Source organism: Streptomyces sp. NPDC047049 (assembly GCF_040643995.1).
In the GTDB taxonomy this organism is placed as follows: Bacteria; Actinomycetota; Actinomycetes; order Streptomycetales; family Streptomycetaceae; genus Streptomyces; species Streptomyces mooreae.
In genome coordinates this window covers 208280-231065 of the sequence record NZ_JBEYVM010000006.1, presented here as the reverse complement: position 1 = coordinate 231065, position 22786 = coordinate 208280, and the positions used below count along the sequence as shown (strand labels likewise).

At 70.6% G+C, this 22786-nt stretch carries 17 protein-coding genes, 1 tRNA gene and 2 pseudogenes; 13 read left to right on the top strand and 7 right to left on the bottom strand.

Annotation, left to right across the window (positions count from 1 at the left end):
* Positions 1 to 127 precede the first annotated feature (127 nt).
* From ABZ851_RS17425 to ABZ851_RS17410, 4 genes are all read left to right on the top strand, one after another.
* Positions 128 to 1534: an NAD(P)/FAD-dependent oxidoreductase gene (locus tag ABZ851_RS17425; RefSeq protein WP_361127922.1), complete on the top strand. Its 1407-nt coding sequence runs from the start codon at positions 128 to 130 to the stop codon at positions 1532 to 1534.
* Positions 1535 to 1640: 106 nt separating this feature from the next.
* Complete coding sequence (locus ABZ851_RS17420; protein WP_361127919.1) at positions 1641 to 1793, top strand: hypothetical protein; 153 nt, start codon at positions 1641 to 1643, stop codon at positions 1791 to 1793.
* Positions 1790 to 3034 carry a cation:proton antiporter gene (locus ABZ851_RS17415; protein ID WP_361127916.1) on the top strand — a complete coding sequence of 415 codons (1245 nt, stop codon included), beginning with the start codon at positions 1790 to 1792 and terminating at the stop codon, positions 3032 to 3034. The genes ABZ851_RS17420 and ABZ851_RS17415 overlap by 4 nt, the downstream gene beginning before the upstream one ends.
* A 238-nt stretch (positions 3035 to 3272) precedes the next feature.
* A complete protein-coding gene (locus tag ABZ851_RS17410) occupies positions 3273 to 3767 on the top strand; it encodes a MaoC family dehydratase (protein WP_361127913.1) in 495 nt (164 codons plus the stop codon).
* Between the two features lie 358 nt (positions 3768 to 4125).
* Here the strand turns inward: ABZ851_RS17410 and ABZ851_RS17405 are convergent, their stop codons facing one another.
* The 5 genes and pseudogenes from ABZ851_RS17405 to ABZ851_RS17385 all read right to left on the bottom strand — a co-directional run bounded on the left by ABZ851_RS17405 (position 4126) and on the right by ABZ851_RS17385 (position 9008).
* Entirely contained in the window at positions 4126 to 4920 is a 795-nt protein-coding gene (locus ABZ851_RS17405) for an AfsR/SARP family transcriptional regulator (protein WP_361127910.1), read from the bottom strand.
* 501 nt (positions 4921 to 5421) lie between these two features.
* A pseudogene (locus ABZ851_RS17400) lies at positions 5422 to 6094 on the bottom strand (DDE-type integrase/transposase/recombinase); the annotation flags it as partial.
* 163 nt (positions 6095 to 6257) lie between these two features.
* Positions 6258 to 6345: transfer RNA gene (locus ABZ851_RS17395), tRNA-Leu, on the bottom strand.
* 319 nt (positions 6346 to 6664) lie between these two features.
* Complete coding sequence (locus ABZ851_RS17390; RefSeq protein ID WP_361127907.1) at positions 6665 to 8260, bottom strand: aldehyde dehydrogenase family protein; 1596 nt, start codon at positions 8258 to 8260, stop codon at positions 6665 to 6667.
* 370 nt (positions 8261 to 8630) lie between these two features.
* On the bottom strand, positions 8631 to 9008 hold the full coding sequence (locus tag ABZ851_RS17385) for a chorismate mutase (protein WP_336047914.1): 378 nt from the start codon (positions 9006 to 9008) through the stop codon (positions 8631 to 8633).
* A gap of 695 nt (positions 9009 to 9703) precedes the next feature.
* On the opposite strand from ABZ851_RS17385, the gene ABZ851_RS17380 reads away from it, so the two are divergent.
* The 3 genes from ABZ851_RS17380 to fdhD all read left to right on the top strand — a co-directional run bounded on the left by ABZ851_RS17380 (position 9704) and on the right by fdhD (position 13131).
* Positions 9704 to 10264 (top strand): isochorismatase family cysteine hydrolase, encoded by a 561-nt coding sequence (locus ABZ851_RS17380; protein ID WP_361127903.1) that lies wholly within the window; start codon positions 9704 to 9706, stop codon positions 10262 to 10264.
* A 384-nt stretch (positions 10265 to 10648) separates the two neighbouring features.
* Entirely contained in the window at positions 10649 to 11965 is a 1317-nt protein-coding gene (locus tag ABZ851_RS17375; protein WP_361127900.1) for an FAD-dependent monooxygenase, read from the top strand.
* 275 nt (positions 11966 to 12240) lie between these two features.
* The gene (gene fdhD, locus ABZ851_RS17370; protein ID WP_361127896.1) at positions 12241 to 13131 is read left to right on the top strand and encodes a formate dehydrogenase accessory sulfurtransferase FdhD; all 891 of its coding nucleotides are present in this window, start codon (positions 12241 to 12243) and stop codon (positions 13129 to 13131) included.
* A 119-nt stretch (positions 13132 to 13250) separates the two neighbouring features.
* On the opposite strand, the gene ABZ851_RS17365 is transcribed toward fdhD, so the two are convergent.
* Positions 13251 to 13694, bottom strand: a complete 444-nt coding sequence (locus ABZ851_RS17365) for a MarR family transcriptional regulator (RefSeq protein ID WP_336047918.1) — start codon at positions 13692 to 13694, stop codon at positions 13251 to 13253.
* Positions 13695 to 13878: 184 nt separating this feature from the next.
* Between ABZ851_RS17365 and ABZ851_RS17360 the strand changes: the two genes are divergently transcribed.
* From ABZ851_RS17360 to ABZ851_RS17335, 6 genes and pseudogenes are all read left to right on the top strand, one after another.
* Positions 13879 to 14820 carry a zinc-binding dehydrogenase gene (locus tag ABZ851_RS17360; protein WP_361127892.1) on the top strand — a complete coding sequence of 314 codons (942 nt, stop codon included), beginning with the start codon at positions 13879 to 13881 and terminating at the stop codon, positions 14818 to 14820.
* A gap of 211 nt (positions 14821 to 15031) precedes the next feature.
* On the top strand, positions 15032 to 17014 hold the full coding sequence (locus tag ABZ851_RS17355) for an exo-alpha-sialidase (protein WP_361127889.1): 1983 nt from the start codon (positions 15032 to 15034) through the stop codon (positions 17012 to 17014).
* A gap of 78 nt (positions 17015 to 17092) precedes the next feature.
* Positions 17093 to 17439, top strand: a pseudogene (locus ABZ851_RS17350) (LysR family transcriptional regulator); the annotation flags it as partial.
* A 420-nt stretch (positions 17440 to 17859) separates the two neighbouring features.
* Positions 17860 to 19686: an AMP-binding protein gene (locus tag ABZ851_RS17345; protein WP_336047921.1), complete on the top strand. Its 1827-nt coding sequence runs from the start codon at positions 17860 to 17862 to the stop codon at positions 19684 to 19686.
* A 286-nt stretch (positions 19687 to 19972) separates the two neighbouring features.
* Entirely contained in the window at positions 19973 to 20806 is an 834-nt protein-coding gene (locus ABZ851_RS17340) for an aldo/keto reductase (protein ID WP_361127885.1), read from the top strand.
* Between the two features lie 214 nt (positions 20807 to 21020).
* Positions 21021 to 21812, top strand: coding sequence for a VOC family protein (locus tag ABZ851_RS17335; protein ID WP_361127882.1), 792 nt, complete (start codon positions 21021 to 21023; stop codon positions 21810 to 21812).
* 17 nt (positions 21813 to 21829) lie between these two features.
* Here ABZ851_RS17335 and ABZ851_RS17330 read toward each other — a convergent pair whose 3' ends face one another.
* A complete protein-coding gene (locus ABZ851_RS17330; RefSeq protein ID WP_361127879.1) occupies positions 21830 to 22738 on the bottom strand; it encodes a methyltransferase in 909 nt (302 codons plus the stop codon).
* Between the last annotated feature and the right edge of the window lie 48 nt (positions 22739 to 22786).

Here is a 22786-nt window from a genome sequence, read left to right as displayed (position 1 = left end):
ATATGGTCGGCTGGCGACGAGCTCGGTGAATTCGCGAGCCCATTCCGCATTCCGCCGGGAGGACCGAATTATCGGTAACCCGGTGCGCGCCGGTGTCCGGAACACCACTCACGGCGAAGGGAGTCATATGACCAAGAAGGTGCTGGTGATCGGGGGCGGCCCCGGCGGCTCGACTGCGGCGGCACTGCTCGCCCGCAACGGAGTCGACGTACTGCTCCTGGAGCGCGAACGGTTCCCGCGCTACCACATCGGTGAATCGCTCGCCTCGTCCTGCCGGGTCGTGCTCGGGCTGTCCGGTGTCGTGGACAAGATCGACGCGCAGGGCTACCCGGCCAAGCGCGGCGCTCTGTTGCGCTGGGGCGCCGAGGAGGACTGGACCATCGACTGGTCGGAACTGTTCGGCACCAACGTCTCCTCGTGGCAGGTGGAGCGAGACCACTTCGACAAGATTCTGCTGGACCATGCGGCCGGGCAAGGCGCCGATGTGCGCGAAGGCGCCACCGTCAAGCGCGTGGTCTTCGACGGTGCCCGCGCGTGCGCCGTGGAATGGACCGACCCCGCGCAGGGGGGACGGATCGTCCGGACCCAGTGCGACTACGTCATCGACGCGTCCGGGCGGGCCGGAGTGCTCTCGGCTCAGCACTTCCGGAACCGGAGTCCGCACGAGATCTTCCGCAATGTGGCGATCTGGGGCTACTGGAAGGGCGGCAAGACTCTGCCGAACACCCCGGCCGGCGGGATCGACGTCATCTCGCACCCCGAGGGCTGGTACTGGGTGATCCCACTGCGCGGCGGTGTGCACAGCGTCGGATTCGTCACGCACCAGAAGAGCTTCCTCGAGAAACGCCCGAAGTACGGGACTTCGCGCGAGATGCTGCTGAGCGTCGTAGACGAGTCCCCGACCGTCCGCGACTTGATGGCCGGAGCGGAGTTCACCGAGCCCGTACGGGTCGAACAGGACTTCTCCTACGTCGCCGACCGGTTCTGCGGCCCGGGGTTCTTCGAGGTGGGCGACGCCGCCTGCTTCCTAGACCCGCTGCTGTCCACCGGCGTGCACCTCGCGCTCTACAGCGCCATGCTCGCTTCGGCGTCGATCCTTGCCACCCTCCGCGGCGAGGTCACCGAGACCGAGGCCACGGCGTTCTACGAAACGCTGTACCGCAACGCCTACGCGCGGCTGCTGGTGCTGGTTTCCGGTGTCTATGAGCAGTACGAGGGCAAAGACAGCTACTTCTGGCTGGCCCAACGCATGGTGCGGGAGAAGGAACGGCTCACCGGCGACCGGTCGAACGCCGCCTTCGTCGAGATCGTGGCCGGCCTGAGCGACTTGCGCGACGCGGGGGGCACCGACGGTACCGGGGCCATGACCGAGCTGATCGAGGAGGCGGAGCGGGCACAGCGGCGGGTGGATGCGGACGAGGCAGGCCCCTCGAACCTCGCGCCGCTGCGTATCGACCCGAGCGACCTCCACGACGCCGCGTCGGGCCTCTACCTGGTAACCAAGCCGCTCGGCATCGGCCGCGAAGAGCGCTGACCCCCGGCGGGACACGGGACGGCGGCTTCGCGACAGAAGGAGAGCCGGCCGGACTCACCCTGTCCTACGGCGTCACGGTACGGGCGGTGAGCGCCGGGACGTCATCATGCCGCCCGCCGAGGGCGCCGCGGCCGCCCGCGCCATCATCCGCGCCAACTACGGAGCTGCGGGGCTGCGGACACCTCGGTTCCTCGCACGTCCCAGCGAGGTCAACGTGTTGTTCACCGAGTTCTCCGACGAGGTGAGGAGGGATCGATGAGCGCAGCCGCCTTGCTGTTCGCCGACGTGGTCCTGATCGTGGTGCTGGCCCGGCTGTGCGGCGCGCTTGCCGTGCGGCTCGCCCAGCCCGCGGTGGTCGGCGAGATCGTCGCCGGCATCCTGCTCGGTCCCACAATGCTGCACGGCGAGCTCGCAAGGACGCTGATCCCGACGGAGGTGCGGCCCGCGCTGGGCGCACTGGCCGGCATCGGTGTCGCGCTGTTCATGTTCGCCATAGGGCTCGAGGTCGACCACGGCCGCACCGGCGGCATGCGGGCGGCGGTGAGCGTCGCGTTGACGGCCACGGCGCTGCCACTGCTGCTCGGCGGTGGCCTCGGCCTACTACTCGCCGGGCGATACCACCCGCGCGAGCCCATGGGGTTCGTCCTGTTCCTCGCCGTGGCACTATCGGTCACCGCGTTCCCGGTGCTGGCCCGGATCCTGACCGACCACGCGATGCAGCACACCAGGCTGGGCACGCTCGCGCTGGCGGCGGCGTCGATCGCCGATGTGGTCGCCTGGTCACTGCTGATCCTCGTCGTCACCGTGGTCAACCCCTCCGGGGCGAGCCCGTGGCGGCTGCTGCTCCTCGCCCCGTACGCGGCCGTGCTGCTCGCGGCCCGCCCCCTGCTGCGCCGCCTGCTGTGGGATGCGCGGCAGCCGCACCGGGACCGGTTCGCTGTGGTCTTCGTCGGCGCGCTGGCCTCAGGCGGGATCACCGAACTCCTCGGCCAGCACTTCATCTTCGGCGCGTTCGTCTTCGGTCTCCTGCTGCCGCGCGACGACCCCGAAGGCTGCGCCGAAATCGCCCACTTCGCCAAGCGGATGGGCGGCCTGCTGCTTCCGGTCTACTTCGTCGTCGCCGGGTTGCAGGTGGATCTCTCCAGCATTGACGGGAACGGGGCCGGCGTACTCGCGTTGATCCTGGTGGTCGCCGTCAGCGGCAAGATCGGCGGCGGATTCCTCGGCGCCCGTCTCGCCGGGCTGAGAAACCGGCAGGCGTGGGGCATGGGCGCCCTGATGAACACCCGCGGGCTGACCGAACTGATCATTCTCACCACCGGCCGCCAGCTCGGCCTGCTCGACGGCGAACTGTATTCGCTCATGGTGGTGATGGCGGTCGTCACCACGGCGATGACCGGACCGTTGTTGTCACTTACCCGGCCGATCGATATCCCGTCCTCCCCGGCCGCGGACACGGATTTCCTCCCCGCGGAACGGAAATCGACGCACACCGGATAGACGGAGCTTCCGGACACCCTGTCGACTTACGGGAGTCTCGGTCCTGGCTGCCTCGGCGCCGGTGGCACCCTTGCCGTCCCGTCCGGCGCCGGCCGGGAGTGATCGCGCAGGATTTCACCTCGGCCGCATCACCCGACCAGTGCCCGAACTGAAACGGCCCAGTGGTCGACACAACTTCTGGGGAAAACACCTAGACTGCCGGCGTTCAGAGTCGACGCAGGGAAGGAATCACAGCGGTATGGTTCAGGCCACCGATGAGCAGTTGTTGACCACCCCGATCGACCAGCGCTACTTCGAAGACTACGTGCCGGGTTCGACCTATGTGTTCGGCACCGCGACCGTCGACGAGAGGCAAATCGTCGAGTTCGCCAAGGAATACGACCCGCAGTTCTTCCACGTCGATCCGGTCGCCGCGGCCGACGGGCCGTTCGGCGGCCTGATCGCGAGCGGTTGGCAGACCGCGGCGCTGATGATGCGGCTGTTCGCCCGGCACTACCTGTCCAGCGTGGCGAGCCTGGGTGGCCCCGGCGCGGACGAGCTGCGCTGGCTGCGCCCCGTCCGCCCGGGCGACGTGTTGACCCTTCGCGTCACCGTGCTGGAGGCCAAGGCCTCGAACTCCAAGCCCGATCGCGGGCTCGTCCGCTCGCTCGCCGAGCTGCTCGACCCGGCGGGCAGACCCGTCTTCAAGGCCACCGTGCTGAACTTCCTGCGTCGCCGCACCACGGGCGGCTGAACCCGCCCGACGGGTGTCTGCTGAATCCGCTCCCGGATCGGAGGTGAGAGGCGAGCCGGCTCAACCGCCCGGGTCAACACAGCCCCCCGTGTTCAGACGGCCGTATGCGGATTGCCCCGTCTCGAACTGACGGCGTAGCTGCGGGCCGCTCGCCCCTCCGCCTCTCTGGCGATCAACGCCCAGGCCAGGGGCGAAGCCCCGCGCCGGTTGCCTGACGGCTCCGTCTCCACCGGAGCAGCGGTGCGGACACCGCTCGCAGCCCCGACCGACCGCAGGCAGCGATCCGTAGGCAGCGATTACCTCATAGCGTGCCGAAGCACGGCCCGATCGGCGCGCATCCGCCGACCGGCCGACGGAATCAGGACGGGGAGGAGATCAGCAGGCCTTGGCCGAGGTCGTCGAGCCGGGCTTCTCTGCTGAGGACTGCACGGTGCAGGTTCCGCAGCAGGGCACACGGTTCCACTCCTATTTCCTCGACGAGAGCCTCTCTGATGTTGCTGTAAGTCTTCAGGCATTCTCGAATCCGCCCACTTCGATAAAGAGCGATCATAAGGTAAGCGTGAAGATTCTCCCACATCGGGTGATCGTGCACGAGTCCGTATAACTCGCCAATCAGTTCGCTGTGCCGACCGAGTCCGAGTTCCAGCTCCAGACGCCGCTCGTACGTGGCGTTGCGCCTCTCTTCTAATTGCCGCGCATAACCGTTAAGGGTGGGAGTGGCCCTGACGTCCGCGAGCGCCGGGCCGTTCCACAGCTGGGTCGCCTCGGAGAGCAGCTGCGCTGCTTCACGCGGAAGGCCGGCACTCAGAGCCTCACGCGCCTGAAGGACCATGGAATCAAAATGCCTCAAGTCCAGCGAATGATGCTTGAGCCGGAGTACATACCCTGGCGACTGGGTGACGATTATCGAGGAACCGGCGCCCAGGTTTCCGAAGTGTCTCCGCAGTTTCGAAATGTATACCTGGAGGGCGGTGGAAGCCGTACGCGGAGGCGCCCCCGCCCAGAGAGCGCTGATGAGACGCTGCGTGGGTACGACCCGGTCAGCATGAACACACAGAGCGGCCAGGAGCGACCGTAGCTTGAGCGCCTGTGGCGTTACTCCCTCATCACGGTCCGTTGCCACCTCTAATGGGCCAAGAATCCGAAATCTCATTTACCCCCCGATCATTCGACTCCCGAAACCCTTCCCATTTACCGCCGCATTACACCGAAGGCGAATTCCTGAATATGATGAGCGAAGCCTCGGGGGACGTCAAGCCTATTGCCCGCATCACGTTCACATGAGCACAAAGAGGCTCAGATATAATGCGCTTACATCAAGCACGCTAAAATCTCCCATATACGGACATGTATCCCCTCACCCGTAACTGCCGGTTACCGCTACTCGATGCTTCATAGGTCAGCACCTGGAAGGCAGGCGGGCGCACGATCAAATACCGGCCGGTAACCAAAATTAAAGCAAATTAATTCGCTGCCTCCCGAACCGGAACCCGCCTTCTCCCGTCGCTACTTCAGAGAGGCTTTAGTGGCGTTTTATGGCAGGCCTGCCCGACCGCACCGGCGAGTTCAGGAGTCAGCGGAAGCAAAAACTAAGAGCTGTCCCACAAAAGTTCCTGGCTGCGGACGGGCCTTGACCCTGAATCCTGGACACGGGTTATGCGGCGGGTGTCAGCGTAGTTGATGTCGTTTTGGACGCTGACTCGTAGGCGATCGGGCTGCGTTGTCCGAGGCGGGAGTGACGGCGTCGGGTGTTGTAGCGGTTGAGCCAGCGGAACGCGTCGAGGCGGGCCTCGCGTTCGCGGACACCGGCCTTGCGGCAGGCTTCGGCGAAGGCCCGGCTGGTGTACTGGGTCCCCAGGTCGGTGTGCATGACCGCCCCGGCGAGGCTGCCGCGGGTCCGTTCGGCGGCGGCCAGGGCGTCGGTGACCAGGTCGGTGCGCATGTGGTCCGCGATCGCCCAGCCGGCCAGGCGGCGTGAGGCGAGGTCGATGACGGTGGCCACATACAGGAACTTCCCGCTGTCCAGCGGAAGATAGGTAATGTCGCCGAGTGCACGGCACTTATCCGGGCGGCCAGGCGGAGGTCGGTCGCCTGGCGGACGGCCCGGTCCGCGGCCGTCCGACGCCAGTAGCAGAAGCTGGAGCGGGCGATGCCCCGGGTGGTGCACAGCCGCTTCACGCCGTAGCAGCGGTGGTGGTCGGCGACGAACTGGAAGCGGTTCACCAGCGCGTCTCCCCGGCGAAATACTTCGCCGCCTTGCGCAGGATCTCGCGTTCCTCCTCCAGATCGCGGACCTTCTTGCGCAGGGCCGCGTTCTCCGCCTCCAACGGCGTCGGTGGCTCGGTCTGCACCTCCGCCCGGCGTCCCCGCGGCCGGTGTCCAGGATCAGGGGTCAAGGCCCACCTGGGAAGTCTCCAGGCTGTTGGTCACGTGGTTGGTCACGCCACAGCCCGAGAAACAGAAAAACCCCAGATCAACTGGGGTCTCTACTGGTGTCCGAGGGGGGACTTGAACCCCCACGCCCGATAAAGGGCACTAGCACCTCAAGCTAGCGCGTCTGCCATTCCGCCACCCGGACTAGGTGTGATCTTCGCGGGGCGTTCCCCGCGGCGACATGGACAACAATACCAAGGTTTCGGAGTGCCTTTCACCTGCGTATCCGCCCGACACATAACCCCGATTTATGGGTAATGAGGGACATGCCGCGCATATCGGTGGCCCCGCAGGCCACGGGTGCTCTCGCCGCTGCGGGAGCAGCTGCGGGACACGTCTGGTTCACGCCGGCGCCGCTGCTGCGGCACCGCACGCTCCCTGTTGCAGGCAGTGGAGCGTGCGGTGCCGACGGCCGCGGACCGGCAGTTCGTCCGATGGGACCGATAAGCCCTGCAGCCCTGCAGCTACGGCATCAGGTGGTAGTCGGGGAAATTGCCCGGCAGCCGCTCGGACGCGGGGCCCTCGGTCACTGCGCGGACCAGGAGTTCGCCGCCGACGAAGGCGCCGCTCCAGGAGTTGCCGAAGCCGCCGAAGAGCTCGTCGCGGTCGCCGCGGGACCGGGGCTTGCCGTGGCCGACCTTGAATGCCCGGATCTGTGGGGCGAGACGGTCGTAGGTGTCCTTGTCGTCGCAGGACAGGCTGGCGACCAGGGCGCCGTTGCTGGCGTTCATGGCGGCGAGGAGTTCGGCCTCGGTGTCGACGAGTACGAGGGTGTCGACGGGGCCGAAGGGCTCGGCGTGGTGGAGCGGGGAGGAGGAGGGCGGGGCCAGGAGGGTGGTGGGCGGAAGGTACGCCGAGGTGTCCTGGGAGGGGAGGAAGTGACCGTCGGCGAGGCTGCCGCGGTGCAGGGGAACGGCGCCCCGGGAGATCGCCTCGGTGGTGAGGTCGGCGAGCTCCTTGGCCTTGGCGGCGTTGATCAGCGGGCCGAAGTCGAGCTCGGGAAGGGGGTCGGCGGGGTCGGCGACGGCCAGCGGGTGGCCGAAGTGGACGCTGCGTACGGCCGGGAGGTACGCGGCGAGGAAGTCGGCGAAGGCCTCGCGCTGGACGACGAAGCGGGGGTAGGCGGTGCAGCGCTGTTTGGCGTAGTCGAAGGTCTTGCGCACCAAGGGGGTCAGGGACTGCCAGTCGGTGTAGTTCCAGATGCCCCAGGTGTTCAGGCCCTCCTGTTCGAGGATATGGCGTTTGCCCAGGTCGGCGACGGCGGTGGCGACGCGGGCACCGGTGTCCCGGCCGCCGACGAAGGAGACACAGCCGATCTCCGGCGAGCGGACGAGGGCGGGCGAGAGTTCCTTGCCGCTGCCGCTGACGAGGGTGACCGGGATCCCCTCGCGGGCGGCCAGGGCGCAGGCGAGGGTGAGGCAGACCAGCCCGCCGTCGGTGGGGGTCTTGGCGATCACCGCATTGCCGGCCAGCGCCTGGACGAGCATCGCGTGGATCAGCACCGACATCGGGTAGTTCCAGCTGGCGATGTTGCTGACCGGGCCGGGCAGCGGCGTGCGGTCGGCGAGCATTCGCTCGATCTCACCGACGTACCAGCGGACGCCGTCGATGGCGCGGTCGACATCCGCCTGCGCGAGCTTCCAGGGCTTGCCGATCTCCCAGACGAGCAGCAGCGCGAGCAGTTCGCGGTGCTCGGTCAGCGCGTCGAGGGTGGCGGAGATCCGGGCCTTGCGTTCGGTCAACGGGACGTGGCGCCAGGCCCGGTGCTGGTCGAGGCAGGCGCGTACGGCGTGCAGCGCGGCGTCCGCATCGAGGCGGGGCGGGCCGGCGATGGGGGTGTTGTCGATGGGGCTGGTGGCGGGCAGCGGGTCACCGTCCGGGTGCCAGGCGGCGGCCCAGAGGTTGAGGGCCTGGTCGTCGCGGAAGGCTTCGGGGGCGGCGGCCAGGCTGCGCTGCCAGGCGTCCTGCCAGGACGTTCCGGGCTTGAGGAGCAGCGTCGGGGCGGGCGCGGGGTGCTCGTTGTGCTGCGGGTTCGAGGTGGATTCGGTGCTGGGGGCCATCGGATGTCTCCGCTCTCGGTGCACGGCCGGAGGGGCAGGGTCATGGCGCTCGGGCGGCTCCCGGAGGAACCGTGTTACTGGACGGTAGTGGGCAGGGTGGCACCGCGGGACGGTCCGGCGTCAGGTATGGCGAGTGTCACTCGGCGCGGGCGACGCGGCCAGCGGGGTGAGGCGACCGCGTGGCCCTGGCCGGCGGCAGGGGCCCCCACGGGCCGCGGGCGCGGCGGGCGGCCTGCCCAACACGGCGTGGTGGGCGCACAGTTCCGGCCACCGTTCGCTGGGGCGGTGCGAGACCGGCCCGGTGTATGCGAGGAGGGTGGGCGGTGGCCTCACGGCACCGCCCACCCTCGTCGGTTTCGTGCGTACGGGCTCAGCCGGCCGCGGGCTCGGCCGGCTCCCCGGCCCCCTCCTGCGTACGGTCGGCGATCGCCCGGTGGTGGCGGACGACCTCCCCGATGATGAAGTTGAGGAACTTCTCGGCGAATGCCGGATCGAGCTTGGCGTCCTCGGCCAGTCGGCGCAGCCGCTCGATCTGCGCGGCCTCGCGGGCCGGGTCGGCGGGCGGCAGGCTGTGCCGGGCCTTGAGCTCGCCGACCTGCTGGGTGCACTTGAAGCGCTCGGCGAGCAGATGCACCAGGGCGGCGTCGAGGTTGTCGATGCTGCCGCGCAGATAGCTCAGCCGTTCACGGGCCGCCTCGTCGGCGACGACGGCCGCTTCGCCGGCCGCCGGTGCTGTCCCCTCGCTCATGTGCGTCTCGCCATTCGTGATCGGTCGGGTACCTGGTGCGGTGTCGTGCTGCTGATCCCTGATGTCTTGATCGGGTGCACATTACCCGGCCGGTGGCCGGCGGCCGGGCCGGTCTCGCGGATCGGACCGGAGGGAACCCGTTCCGGCCGGAGTGGCCGGCGAGGTGTCGAAGGTGAGGCCGCTGATCGTCGTCGGTGTGACGCACGGGCCCGGGGTTTCGTAGGCGTACAACCCGGGCGGGCGCCGGCGGGTCGGTCTTCCTGGCCTCGCGGACGAGACGGCAGTGGTCGGCCTCGCGCAGCAATTCCCGGTGACGCAGCTGATGGATCTCGATGTTCATCCTCGCTCCTCCTCGCGCCGGACACGTCAACCGGCCCACTGATGCTGTGGCTTCTCCCAGGGGCAAGGTCAACGAGCGGCCGTGTTGCGTGGCAGGAGGGGCGTCGATCAGGCGCTCTTGAGGGCGTGTTGGGGCTGCCGCATTGACCGATATGATCCGCCGTTATCCGCCGTTCTCGCCGCTGACCAGGGGCTTCACGGAACTTTCGGCACGGACCCACGGTCCGGACGGTCAGGACCTTGCATGTGCCCACCGCGGCTCGACCGGCCACATCCCCGAGACTTGCTCCTGTCCCCCGCGCTCCCCCGAAGCCCCCCGTGTCCCCCGTGTCCCCCGTGAAGAAAGGACCGCAAGCATGCCGAACAGTGCCCTCCTCGTGATGGACGTCCAACGGGACATCGTGAATATCGTCGACGACGGCTCCGGATATCTGCCGCGCCTGCGCAAGGCGATCGACGGTGCCCGGGCGGCGGACATCCCCGTGATCTACGTGGTCGTCGGGTTGCGCCCGGACCAGCCGGACGTCAGCCCGCGGAACAAGGTGCTCACCGCCGCCGTGCGGGAAGGTCTGTTCGCCGAAGGCAGCCCCGGTACCGGGATCCACCCCGACGTCACGCCCCGGCACGGCGAGATCGTGGTCACCAAAAGGCGGGGGAGCGCGTTCTCGGGCAGCGACCTCGATCTGGTGCTCAGGACTCGCGGTATCGACAGCCTTGTTCTCACCGGCATCGCCACCAGCGGTGTGGTGCTGCACACCCTGTGCCAAGCCAACGACCTGGACTTCGGCCTCACCGTCCTGGCGGATGCCTGCCTCGACGCCGACCCCGAGGTGCACCGGGTCCTCACCGGGAAACTGTTCCCGCAGTGGGCGGATGTCCTCACCGTCGAGGACTGGTGCGAAGCCCTCGCCCCGTAAGAGATACGCAGAGCGAGGGGCTCGTTCGCCGAAGCGGTGACCGAGCGGTCCCCGCGTCAGCGGGCGCCCGGTGGCGGGATCCCCCACAGAACCCGCCACCGGGCCGCTCTTCATGGGGCGCGGCGCTCGGCCGGCCCCGGGTCCGCGGCGCTGCCGGGTCCCGATTCAGGCACCTACCCAGGTCACCGCCCGGCCACCCCTCCTTCACGAGACTTCAGAAGACTTCAGGGGGATTGAGGGGAGGGGACGGACGGGCGGCGGCGCAGGGGCGGTGCTGGGGGCGGTTTCGGCGCGCCGGGACGGACGCGCGCTGCGAGGATGTGCCCGGTCACACCAGGCAGCCGACCGACCATCGGCGCCGGACAACGCAGGGGGTATCCGCGTATGAGCAGGGACCGCATCAGGATCGCCGGGGCCGACGTCGCCGTCGTGGGCGGCAGCATCGCCGGTTGTGCCACGGCACTGGCCGCGCACCGGGCCGGCGCCGGCCGGGTCACCGTGTACGAACGCACCGCCGGCCGGCTCGCGGACCGCGGTGTCGGCCTCGCGGTGCACAACGCCCGGTATGCCGAGCTCGCCGCCGCCGGTTATCTGGACACCGCCATGGCATGGGTCCAGCTGGCCACCCGTCGCTGGTACGTGCGCGACGGCGCCGGGCCGCTCGGCCGTCAGATCGGCGCGCTGCCCTTCCCGTTCCGCTCGTACTGCTGGGGTCCGCTCTGGCAGGAGTTACGGCGGCGGCTGCCGGAGGACACCGTCTTCCGGTCGGGGGTACGGGTGGACGCGGTCAGCGACGCGGCGGACGGCGCCGGCGTCCATCTCGGCGGCGGCGAAGGAAGCAGAGCGGGCGAGGGCGGTGCGGGCAGCGGCGAACAGCGCGGCGCCGACGGCAGCAGCCGCCGTACGGAGCGCTTCGACCTGGTCATCGGCGCGGACGGCTACCGTTCGGTGGTCCGCGAGACCGCGTTCCCCGGCGTGCGGCCCGGTTATGCCGGGTACCTCGCCTGGCGTGGCGCGGTGCCGGCCGACCGGCTGACGGAGCTCCACTTCCCCGGCCTGCCGGCCGACCCCTGGGCGGAAGAGGACTGCATCTACGGCGTCTTCCCCGGCGGCCACGTCATCATCTACCGCATCCCGGACGGCCAAGGGGGTCAGCGCGCGAACTGGGTCCTGTACACCGCCCCGCCCGCCGGCCTCGACCTGGGGCTCGACACCCCCACCAGCCTGCCGCCCGGCACCCTCACCGACGCCCTGTACGCCCATTTCACCTACGTCACGGACGAGTTGCTGCCGCCCTACTGGGGCGGGCTGATGCGACTGACGCCGCGTCAAGAGGTGTTCATCCAGCCGATGTACGACTTCACCGCGGCGCGCTACACCGCAGGTCGGCTGCTGCTCGCGGGCGATGCGGCCACCGTCGCCCGCCCGCACACCGGCGCCGGTGCGGTCAAGGCGCTGCAGGACGCCGCCGCTCTGGAGACCGCGCTGCGCGCCGTACCGGAGCGGCCCGACGCGCTCGCGGCATACGGGGCCGAGCGCGGCGCGACCGGCCGGTCGATGGTCGAGCTCGGGCGCCGGCTGGGGCGGACCCTGGTCCAGGCCACCCCGGACTGGCGGACCTTGGACCAGGCCGGTCTGGAGGCCGCCTGGGCCGCGGCCGACGGCTCGGGCGCATTCGGCGGGCGTGAGCTGAAGAGCTGACGCTCCTGTCCGGGCACCACGCACCACGTACCGTAGGCCGGCTGACCGGCCGGGCCTGTGGTGCGTGGTGCCGACGCCGGCCGTCGCACCGCACTTCCGTGCAGGAGAATGGGAACGTCGAGGTCCCCTTGCCGCGCACGGCTCCGGTGGCCACGGCGGCAACCACTGCACCGGGCAGCGCCGAGCAACATCAAGCCGCACCAAGGGCCGCTTCGGCTCTCCATACAGACACCACCGGCGCCGCTCCGGACCGGTGAGGACGGGACTGATCAGACATGGGACGGGTCACCGAGCGACGCCGCGTCATCCGCATCCGCGACGGTGCCGTGAGCACCCGTCCGGACACCCTCGTCGCCGAGGAACCGCTGGAGATACGGCTCGGTGGCAAGCCGCTGGCGATCACGATGCGCACACCGGGCGACGACTTCGCGCTCGCCGCCGGATTCCTCGTCAGCGAGGGCGTGCTGGCGAGCGCCGACGAGCTGGCGAACATCGTCTACTGCGCGGGGGCGACGGCGGACGGGGAGAACACGTACAACGTCGTGGACGTCCGGCTCGCGGACGGCGTCCCGGTCCCGGAGATCACCCTGGAGCGCAATGTCTATACGACGTCGTCGTGCGGGCTGTGCGGCAAGGCCAGCCTGGACGCGGTGCGCACCACCACGCGCTGGCCCCTGGCCTCCTCGCCCGCCGCCTCGGACGGTATCGACCCGCTCCGTATCGATCGGATCCGTATCGACCCGGCGACCCTCGCCGCCCTCCCCGACCGGCTGCGGGCCGCTCAGCGGGTGTTCGAGCGGACCGGGGGCCTGCACGCCGCGGCGCTGTTCACGACGGACGGAGAGCTGCTCGACATCCGGGAGGACGTGGGGCGGCACAACGCCGTCGACAAGATCGTGGGGCGGGCGCTGCAGCAGGGGCAGCTGCCGCTGTCGTCGAGTGTGCTGATGGTTTCCGGCCGGGCATCGTTCGAGCTGGCGCAGAAGGCCGTGATGGCGGGCATTCCGGTGCTGGCCGCGGTCTCGGCGCCCTCCTCGCTCGCCGTCGATCTGGCCGCCGAGACCGGGCTGACCCTGGTCGGCTTTCTGCGCGGCTCCTCCATGAACGTCTACGCGGGTGAGCACCGCATCGCCCTGCCCGCGGGGGCCGCCACGCCTGCGGACTGAGGGCGCGGGCCCGCCACACCGGCACCGCGGCGTACGGGCCGCCACACCGGGCGGGCCGACGGGCGAGGCGCCCCCGAAGGTGCCGATCGCGCCGCCCCCGCGCCGCCCGGCCTCATGGTTCACTCCCCCGGCAGCGCGATCCGGGTCAGCAGGGCGACCAACTGCTCTCGTTCGGCCGGGGTCAGATCCTCGGTCAGCGCCGCGTTGGCCTCGTCACCGAGCTGCCGGGTGCGCCGCAGCCGCCGTCGGCCGTCGGCGGAGATCTCGATGGCGTTCTTGCGCCGGTCCCGGGGATCGGGGCTGCGGGTCACCAGCCCGTCCCGCTGCAGCTCGTTGACGATCGCGACCATGTCCTTGGGGTCGATATGCAGCGTCCGGCCGAGCTCCGCCTGCGAGACCGGACCGATTTCCTCGACCGCCGACAGGACGGCGTGGTGCATCATCCGCATGCCCTCGCCGGCCAGGGCCTCGGCGACGAGGCGGTGCCCGCGGGCGGCGGCGCGGCCCAGCAGCCAGCTGGGGAGCGCGCGGATGTGGCGGGGGGCGTAGGGGGTGTCGGCCATGGGGCCACCGTACCGAGCACTCCCTTGGCGAGCCCAACGAAAAACTATTGGCGGAACCAATGGCTGCGGGATATCGTTGGGGAACCCAATGAAACCGGCCGGTGCGTGCCGTCCGGCGACCGGGCAGCTGTCCGGCTGCCTGGCCGCCCCGCGCGCCGAGCGACGATCCCGGAGGTGCCTGGCCATGCGCCGTGTCCGATTCCATACCTACGGCGGCCCCGAGGTCCTGCGGGTCGAGGAGGCCGGGGCACCGGTGCCCGGTCCCGGTGAACTGCTGGTGCGCACGGAGGCGATCGGCGTCACGCTGCCGTGCGTACGACGGGTGCGCGGGGACGGCAAGGGCGGCGGCGATCCGCTGCCCGCCATGCCCGGCGGCGAGATCGCCGGTTCGGTCGTGGCCGTCGGCCCGGACGTCACCGGGTTCGCCCCCGGCGACCGCGTCACCTCGCTCACCCTCACCGGCTCCTACACCGAACTCGCCCTCGCGCCCGCCTTCCTGGCGAGCCGGATACCGGACGACGCGGACGCCGTGCAGGCGGTGGCGCTGGTGCGCAGCGGCCAGGTCGCGCTCGCCGCGCTCAGCACCGCGGCACCGCAGGGCGCCGAGTCCGTACTGATCACCGGCGCGGCGAGCGGCACCGGACACCTCGCCGTCCAACTGGCCAAGCTCCAGGGGGTGCCACGGGTGGTGGCCGCGGTCGGCTCGCCCGCCAAGGCGGAGTTCCTGTACGGGCTGGGGGCCGATGAGGTGGTGGTCTACGACCAGGGGTCCTGGGGTGAGCCGGTCGATATCGTCCTGGACGGTGTCGGCGGCGAGCTGCTGCCGCGCGCACTGGCCGCGCTGGCTCCCGGCGGCCGGCTGATCTTCTTCAACTCCGGTGGCGGGACGGTTCCGGCGCACGAGCTGCTGGCGGGCGCCAAGACCATCACGGGACTGACGATGCGCCGCTTCTCCACCGTCCACCGGGAGCTGTACGAGCAGCACCGGACGCGGCTGTGGGAGCTTGCCGGATCCGGCCGGCTGCGGGTCGCGGTCCATGCCGAACTGCCCCTGGAAGAGGCCGCGAAGGCACACGAGATCATCGAGGCCAGGGCCAACCTGGGGAAGGTGGTGCTGCGGCCGTGAGGCACGGCGGGCGAGGTGGGCGGGGCGGGCGCGACGCGGCAGCTGCGGGCCGGGAGAGTGAATCAGGAGAGTGAATTACGGCCGCGGCGCGGAGAACCCGCGCACGCTCCTTGTCGCGGTCCGCACGCGGCAGTAGCTTCCGTCGCGATGCACATAGGACGTGGGATGTCCTGATGACCCGACGCCGATGCCTCGAAGGGCAGGCCGGACCATGACGTCAGTTCTCCGCGCACACCCCAGCCCCCGCCGCAGACCCCGGCGCCGTGCCGTGGCCCTGCTGACCGCGCTGACCGCGCTGACCGCCACCGCCCTCGCCCTCCTCCCGACCGCCCCCGCACGCGCCGTGCCTGACAGGGCATCGGACAGCGTTCGTGCCACCGCCTCGGCACCCTCCCCTGCCGGCGGCTTCGAGCAGCAGATCCTCTTCAAAGCGTCCCAGGAACAGGGCTACTTCTGCTTCCGTATACCGGCCGTCGTGAAGTCCGTGCGCGGCACCCTCCTCGCGTTCGCCGAGGGCCGGCGGCACGACTGCGGTGACGCGGGCGATATCGACCTCGTCCTCAAGCGCTCCACCGACGGTGGCCGTACCTGGGGCCCGCTCCAGGTGATCAACCACGGCAACGGCGACACCCACGGCAACCCGGCGCCCGTCGTGGACCGCCGCACCGGCCGGATCGTGCTCGCCGAGACCTACAACAAGGGCCGCACCGACGGCCTCAGCTGCGCGGTCCCCTGCGACCGCACCCCGCACCTCCAGTACAGCGACGACGAAGGCGCCAGCTGGTCCGCGCCCCGGGACCTGACCGCCGCCGTCCGTCCCCCGCAGTGGAACTCGTGGTACGCCACCGGGCCTCTGCACGGCATCCAGCTCACCCGGGGACGGCACGCGGGCCGTCTGGTGCTCGGCATCAACTCCGAGAGCTACGCGGACGACCGGGTCACCGCCAACCACGCCGCGCTCGTCCACAGCGACGACGGCGGCGCCACCTGGAAGGTCGGCGCGCTGGACACCTGGCCCGTCGCCACTGACGGCACATTCCGTCAAAAGCCTTCGGAGATGGCGCTCCTGGAACGCTCCGACGGCTCGGTCTACGTCAACGGGCGGGAACAGGACGGCACCGACCTGGGCCACCGCACCGCTGCGGTCAGCCGTGACGGCGGCAACTCCTTCACCGCCCCGTTCCGTGCCCTGCCCGGCCTCTACACCCCGATGGTGCAGGGCTCGGCGCTCCGGCTGCCGCACCCGCGCGCCGGCCGCAGCCGGACCCTGTTCGCGGCGCCCGCCGACCCCGACCGGCGCCGGACCATGACCATCCGCTCCTCCTGGGACGAGGGCCGCACCTGGGAGGGCGTCGACCGGGGGGCCCGGGTGACCACCGACTGGTCCGGCTATTCGGACCTGGTCGCCGTCTCCGACGACGTCACCGGCCTGATGTACGAGGGCGGCGCGGTCGACGCCCGGGACGAGATCCGCTTCGCCCGCTTCACCGAGGACTGGCTCGGTCCGCGCCGCGGCCCGGATCCCACGACGGGTGACGCCGCCCCGGGCGCCCGCCCGGCCTTCGTCCTGGGCGGCGCCCGGACCACCGGCGGCCGCTTCGGGCAGGCGCTGGCCTTCGACGGCGCCGACGATGCGGTACGCCTCCCCTACCGCGGCTCCCTCCCGCTCGGCACCCACGACTTCACCTGCAGCCTGTGGCTCCGTTATGACGCCGCTGCCGGCGAACAGCCGCTGTTGTGGATGGGCGGGGTGGGCAGCAAGTCCCCGCAGGTCGCGGTGGAGGGCGACCCCGGCCACGCCCGGATCGTCGCCCGCGTCACCGCCGTCGACGGCCCCGCTCCGGCCGCCACCGCCCAGGCCGTGACCCACGACGCGTACAACGACGGAAACTGGCACCATCTGGCCCTGCGCCGCACGGGTGGGCGGCTGCTGCTCACCGTGGACGACGGGGAGACCACCGTCGTCCCCGATGTCCCGGGGTCGGTCAGCCGCGGCTCGGTCTTCGGTGTGCACCTGGGCCAGCGGCCCGACAGCCGCGCCCAGTTCACGGGTGCGCTGGACGAGGTACGGGTCTACCGGCGAGCCCTGACCGACGCCGAACTGTCTCGCGTACGCACCGCCAACGCCCCGGTGGGCGGTCCGCTGGTCATGGGGCTGCCGCTGGACCGGGTGCGCGGGGGTGCGAGGCACTGACTCGCCGGCCACGACCCCGCATCGCCGGCCGGCTCCGCTCAGGCCGCGGCGCCCCTGCCGGTTCCCGCGACCGCCGGCGTCGGCGCCGGGCTGCGCCTCGATCCGCAGCACCCGGCCCCGCTGGTCGTCTGCCCGCCACCCGCGCTGACCCGCGCTTGGGCGCTGGAGCGCGCGGGCCGGGAATGGCGGATCGCCCGCACCATCGGAAGCCCAACGGACTGATCGCCGCAACCCGGGCAGGCCTGGGCGTTATGGCACATACGAGAGGCACGATCCCGCCAGGTCTGGTTCGGATTCAGCCACGTGCCGGACTGCCGGAACTCGGCGGAGTGGAGTTCGTTCTGCTCCATGGGCAGCGCAGCCGCACGGCACGCGGCCCGGCAGAGGCGCCGGCGGACGCGATCCTGGCCGGCGGCGACCGGCTGCAGCTCCCCCAGGGCTCCACCAAAGGTTCCGCAAGGCCCGTCCACAGGGCCCCGGGAGGCGCCGCCACCCGGCTTCTCCGCCCGGCATCCCCGCGCGGATCGGGGCGCGGTCAAGCCGGCCGCCCGCCCCCGACCCCCGCCCCCTCGGCCTACGGGACAAGCCCTGGTCAGGGGCTCCGCGCCGGGTGCATGTCCGATCCGGTGCCAGGTGCAGAGATTTGGTGCAGATATGGTCCCGGCGTCGTGATCGTCCGGCGTTGAACCGGCTGGCTCATGTCCAGGCTTCTCCGAAGTAACCCGATTTCGACGGTTGGCCAGATCCCATGCCGCCGGATTCACCACGTGGTACGGCTCTGCCGGATGCCGTCACGTTGGGGTACGGTCGCGGCCTTGTGAGCAACACCACGAGGAGCTGGGTCATTGCGCGAGTTCACCGTCCCGCCTTTGGCGACCGCGCCCCGGGTCGGCGGGCTGGCGGACGTTGTCTACGAGTACGCCGACGCCGACCCCGAGCGTGTCGCCTTCGCCCGTAAGGACGACGCGGGCAACTGGCAGAACGTCACCGCCGGAACATTCCGGGACGAGGTCCTCGCACTGGCCAAGGGCCTGCTGGCGCAGGGCGTCCGGTTCGGCGACCGCGTCGGCATCATGTCGCGTACGCGCTATGAGTGGACCCTGTTCGACTTCGCGCTGTGGTCGATCGGCGTCCAGTCCGTACCGCTGTATCCGACGTCGTCGGCGGAGCAGGTCTTCTGGATGCTGCACAACGCGGGCGTCTCGGCCTGCCTGGTCGAGCACGAGGACCATGCGATGACCATCGGCTCGGTCATCGACCGGCTCCCCCAGCTGCGCAAGCTGTGGCAGCTGGACGCCGACCCGGTGGCCGAACTGACCGCGGCGGGTGCGCATATCGACGACGACGTCGTCCACCGCCACCGGATGGCCGTCACCCCGGACGCCACCGCGACGATCATCTACACCTCCGGCACCACCGGCCGCCCCAAGGGCTGCGTGATCACCCACGCCAACTTCATGGCCGAGGCCGACAACATCGTGCTGCGCCACGAGACCGTCTTCACCTCCAAGGGCGACGACGAGGCCGCCACCCTGCTGTTCCTGCCGCTGGCGCATGTCTTCGGGCGGATGGTCCAGGTCGCCGCGGTGCGTGGCAGGGTCAAGCTGGGCCACCAGCCCGAGCTGGCGGCCCGTGCGCTCCTGCCGGACCTGCAGACGTTCCGGCCGACCTTCATCCTGGCGGTGCCCTACATCTTCGAGAAGGTCTTCGCCGCGGCCCGGCGCAAGGCGGAGGCGGACGGCAAGGCCGGACCGTTCGACAAGGCCGTCGAGATCGCCGTCCGCTACGCCGAGGCCCAGGAGCACAAGGCCTTCGGCACCGGGTCGGGGCCCAGCGCCGCGCTGCGGATGCAGCATCAGTTCTTCGACAAGGTGGTCTACAGCAAGGTCCGGGCGGCGATGGGCGGCCGGGTGCGGCATGCGATGTCGGGCGGCTCCGCGATGGAGCGCCGGCTCGGGCTGTTCTTCGACGGCGCCGGCGTGCGGATCTTCGAGGGCTACGGCCTGACGGAGAGCACCGCGGCCGCCACCGCCAACCCGCCCGAGCGGACCCGCTTCGGCACCGTCGGCACCCCGGTCCCCGGCACCACCGTGCACATCGCGGAGGACGGCGAGATCTGGCTGTACGGCGGGCAGATCTTCCACGGCTACCACAACGACCCCAAGGCGACCGATGCCGTGCTGCACGACGGCTGGTTCTCCACGGGTGACCTGGGCGCGCTGGACGAGGACGGCTATCTGACGATCACCGGTCGCAAGAAGGAAATCCTGGTCACCTCCGGCGGCAAGACCGTCTCGCCGGTGGGCCTGGAGGAGCGGGTGCGGGCGCATCCGCTGGTCGCCCAGTGCATCGTGGTGGGCAACGACCGGCCGTTCATCGCGGCCCTGGTGACCCTGGACCCGGAGGCGGTCGCGCACTGGCTGGCCATGCGGGAGAAGCCGGAGATGCCGCCGACCGACCTGGTGCGCGACCCGGATCTGGAGACCGAGATCCGGCGCGCCGTGGTCGCTGCCAACACACTGGTCTCGCAGGCCGAGTCGATCCGTACGTTCCGGATACTGGCCAACCAGTTCAGCGAGGAGCACGGGCTGCTGACCCCGTCGCTGAAGCTCAAGCGCAAGGCGATCGAGACGACGTACCAGGTCGAGGTGGACGCGCTGTACCAGGCGTGAGGGGCGGGGCACCGTCCCCGGGGCCCCCGAGGGGCGCCCCGGCTGGTGAGGTGCTCCGCACCGGTGCGTTCACTCTGGGCGAACCCGCTGCCGCGACCACCGTGGCATGCCCCGTATCAGCGGCCACGACCGGCGTCACAGCGCCGCCGGCCGGTCCCGCTCACGGCGCCTTCGCAGGATTACTCCGCCCTCTGCCCGCATCCCGTCGGCCCGTGCGGGAATGCGCCGTTCCGGATGGTCGTTGACCTCCGTGAACGAGAAAGACGACGTAAGGATCGATTCCCCCGTGAGCAAGGTTCCCGCCATCACGCTCAACAACGGCGTAGCGATGCCGCAGCTCGGCTTCGGCGTCTGGCAGATCGAGGACGACCAGGCGTTCACCGCCGTCGGCCAGGCCCTGGAGGCCGGATACCGCAGCATCGACACCGCGGCGGTCTACGGCAACGAAGAGGGCACGGGCAAGGCGCTCGCCGCTTCCGGGATCGCCCGTGACGAACTGTTCGTCACGACCAAGCTCTGGAACGCCGACCAGGGCCACGACTCCACGCTGCGCGCCTTCGACGCCTCCCTCACCAAGCTCGGCCTGGAGTATGTGGATCTCTACCTGATCCACTGGCCGCTCCCGTCGAAGGACCGCTACGTCGAGACGTACCAGGCGCTGGAGAAGATTCAGGCGGAGGGCCGCGCCAAGGCCATCGGTGTCTCGAACTTCCGGCCCGAGCACCTTCAGCGGCTGCTGGGCGAGACCTCCGTCGTCCCGGCCGTCAACCAGATCGAGCTGCACCCGCAGTTCCCGCAGGCCGAGTCCCGCGCCTTCCACGCCCGGCACAACATCGTGACCGAGGCCTGGTCGCCGCTCGGCCAGGGCAAGGGCCTCCTGGAGGACCCGACGCTCGCCACGCTCGCCGCCAAGCACGGCAAGACGCCCGCACAGGTGGTCCTGCGCTGGCACCTCCAGCTCGGCAATGTCGTCATCCCGAAGTCCGTCACCCCTTCGCGCATCGCGGAGAACATCGACGTCTTCGACTTCGAGCTGGACGACAAGGACCTCGCCACCCTCGCCGGCCTGGACACCGGCAAGCGGATCGGCCCGGACCCGGCCACCTTCGACATGGCCTGACCGCCGCTCGGTAAGGCGCTCCACAACGGCGCCGCCCGGCTCGTCCGGGCGGCGCCGTTGCCGTACCCGAGTGGCGGGCCCGGCGGACGGCAGGAAGTGTGGTGGGTGAGCGTGGGGCGGCCCCGGGGCATGCCGACCGGGGCCGGTACCCCTCGCTTTGCCCTGCGCCTCCCCCGTGCCCTGGCAGGGGAGGTGCCCCCAGCGAGGAGGCACGATGCCTGAAGTCACCTCTCCCTACCAGCCCGGAACGCCCTGCTGGATCGATCTCGCGGCCCCTGACCAGCAAGCCGCCATCGACTTCTACTCCGAGGTCTTCGGGTGGGCCGGAGAGATCGGGCCCGCGGAGACCGGGGGCTATGCCGTCTGCACGCTGAACGGCAAACCGGTGGCCGGAATCATGGCCGCCGTCCCGATGGGCGGCCAGCCCGCGCCGCCGACCGTGTGGACCACCTACCTGTCGGCCGCCGACGCGGACGCCGCCTCCGAAGCGGTGAGCCAGGCCGGCGGCACGCTCCTGATGCCGGTCACGGACGTAATGACGCTCGGCCGGATGTGTATCGCGGCCGAGCCCACCGGAGCGGTGTTCGGCATCTGGCAGCCCAGGGACTTCCCCGGCGCCGGCATCGTCAACGAACCGGGCGCACTCATCTGGAACGAGCTCAACACCACCGACCCGTCCGCCGCCGCCACGTTCCACAAGGCGGCCCTCGGTATCGACAGCGCCCCCATGGAGGGCGCCGAGAACTACTACGCCCTTACGGTGAACGACCGGCCGGTGGGCGGAATGCAGCCGATGTCCGAACAGATGCCGTCCGGCACTCCCTCGCACTGGCTGGTGTACTTCGCGGTGACGGACACCGATGGCACGGTCGACAAGATCACCGCGGCCGGCGGTGCGGCGCTGCAGCAGCCCTTCGACATGGTCGCCGGCCGGATGGCCGTGGTGGCCGATCCGCAGGGCGCGACATTCGCCGTGATCAGCCCGAAGCCGATGCATCAAGACTGAGGGACCGTTGACCGCTCCTACTGCGCGCGGGCCGTGTGGAAGGTCTGCGCGGACAGCAGGAAGGCGTCGGGGCGGCGGACGATACCGGCGGCGTCATCAGGGTCGGCGAGACGGGCGAGGGTGGTGCGGTCGCCCTCGTCCAGGCGGTCGCCGTAGAGGTCGAGCCCCTGGGTCAGGTGGTCCTGGAGGTAGGCGCGCGCATCCTCGGTCAGCGGGGCCGGCAGGTCCAGCAGGAAACTGCGGGTGCGCGGGGTGCGCAGGCCGGCGTCGGCGAGGAAGGCGGGCCAGTCCTCGGTGTCGTCGACGGCGCCGGGCAGCGCCGCGCGCATCTCCACGAACCAGTCCTCGCAGGCCGCGTCGAGCCGGGACTGCAGCCCCGGGCGCCCGATGCCGATGTCGCGTGGCAGGAAGCGCGGGGTGAGGCCGCCCTCGCAGACGGCGAGCAGCCCGCCGGGCCGCAGATGAGCGCCGAGGGCGGCGACCGCGGCACGCTGGTCGCCGACGTGGTGCAGGGTCCTGGCGGACCAGATGACGTCGGCGCCGCCGAGGGCGTCGAGCCCGTCCGGGAGTTCGGCGAGATGGGTGCGGACCCGGTCGCCGAGGCCGAGGCGCCCGGCCCGGGCGTGTGCCCGCTCCAGAAGTGCCGCGCTCGCGTCCACGGCGACCACTTCGGCGGCGGGGAAGGCCTGGGCCAGCAGACAGCTGACGACGCCCGGCCCGCTGCCGACGTCGAGCACCCGCTCCACCCCCTGGCCGACGGCTGCGGCCGTCCCGGCGAGGAGCTGCCGCAGCCAGGCGGCGGCCTGCTCGTAGAGCGGCAGGTGCAGCTCGGCACCCCGTTCGAGGAGCGGGCCGAACACCTCCCAGTCGATCTGCGCCGTGTCGTGGGGGCCGCGCCCGGGTGCGGGCCGTTCGTCGTTGCTCATGACATCGAGCCTCCGTTACCGGTCGTGGGCGTGCAATCCGCGCTGCCG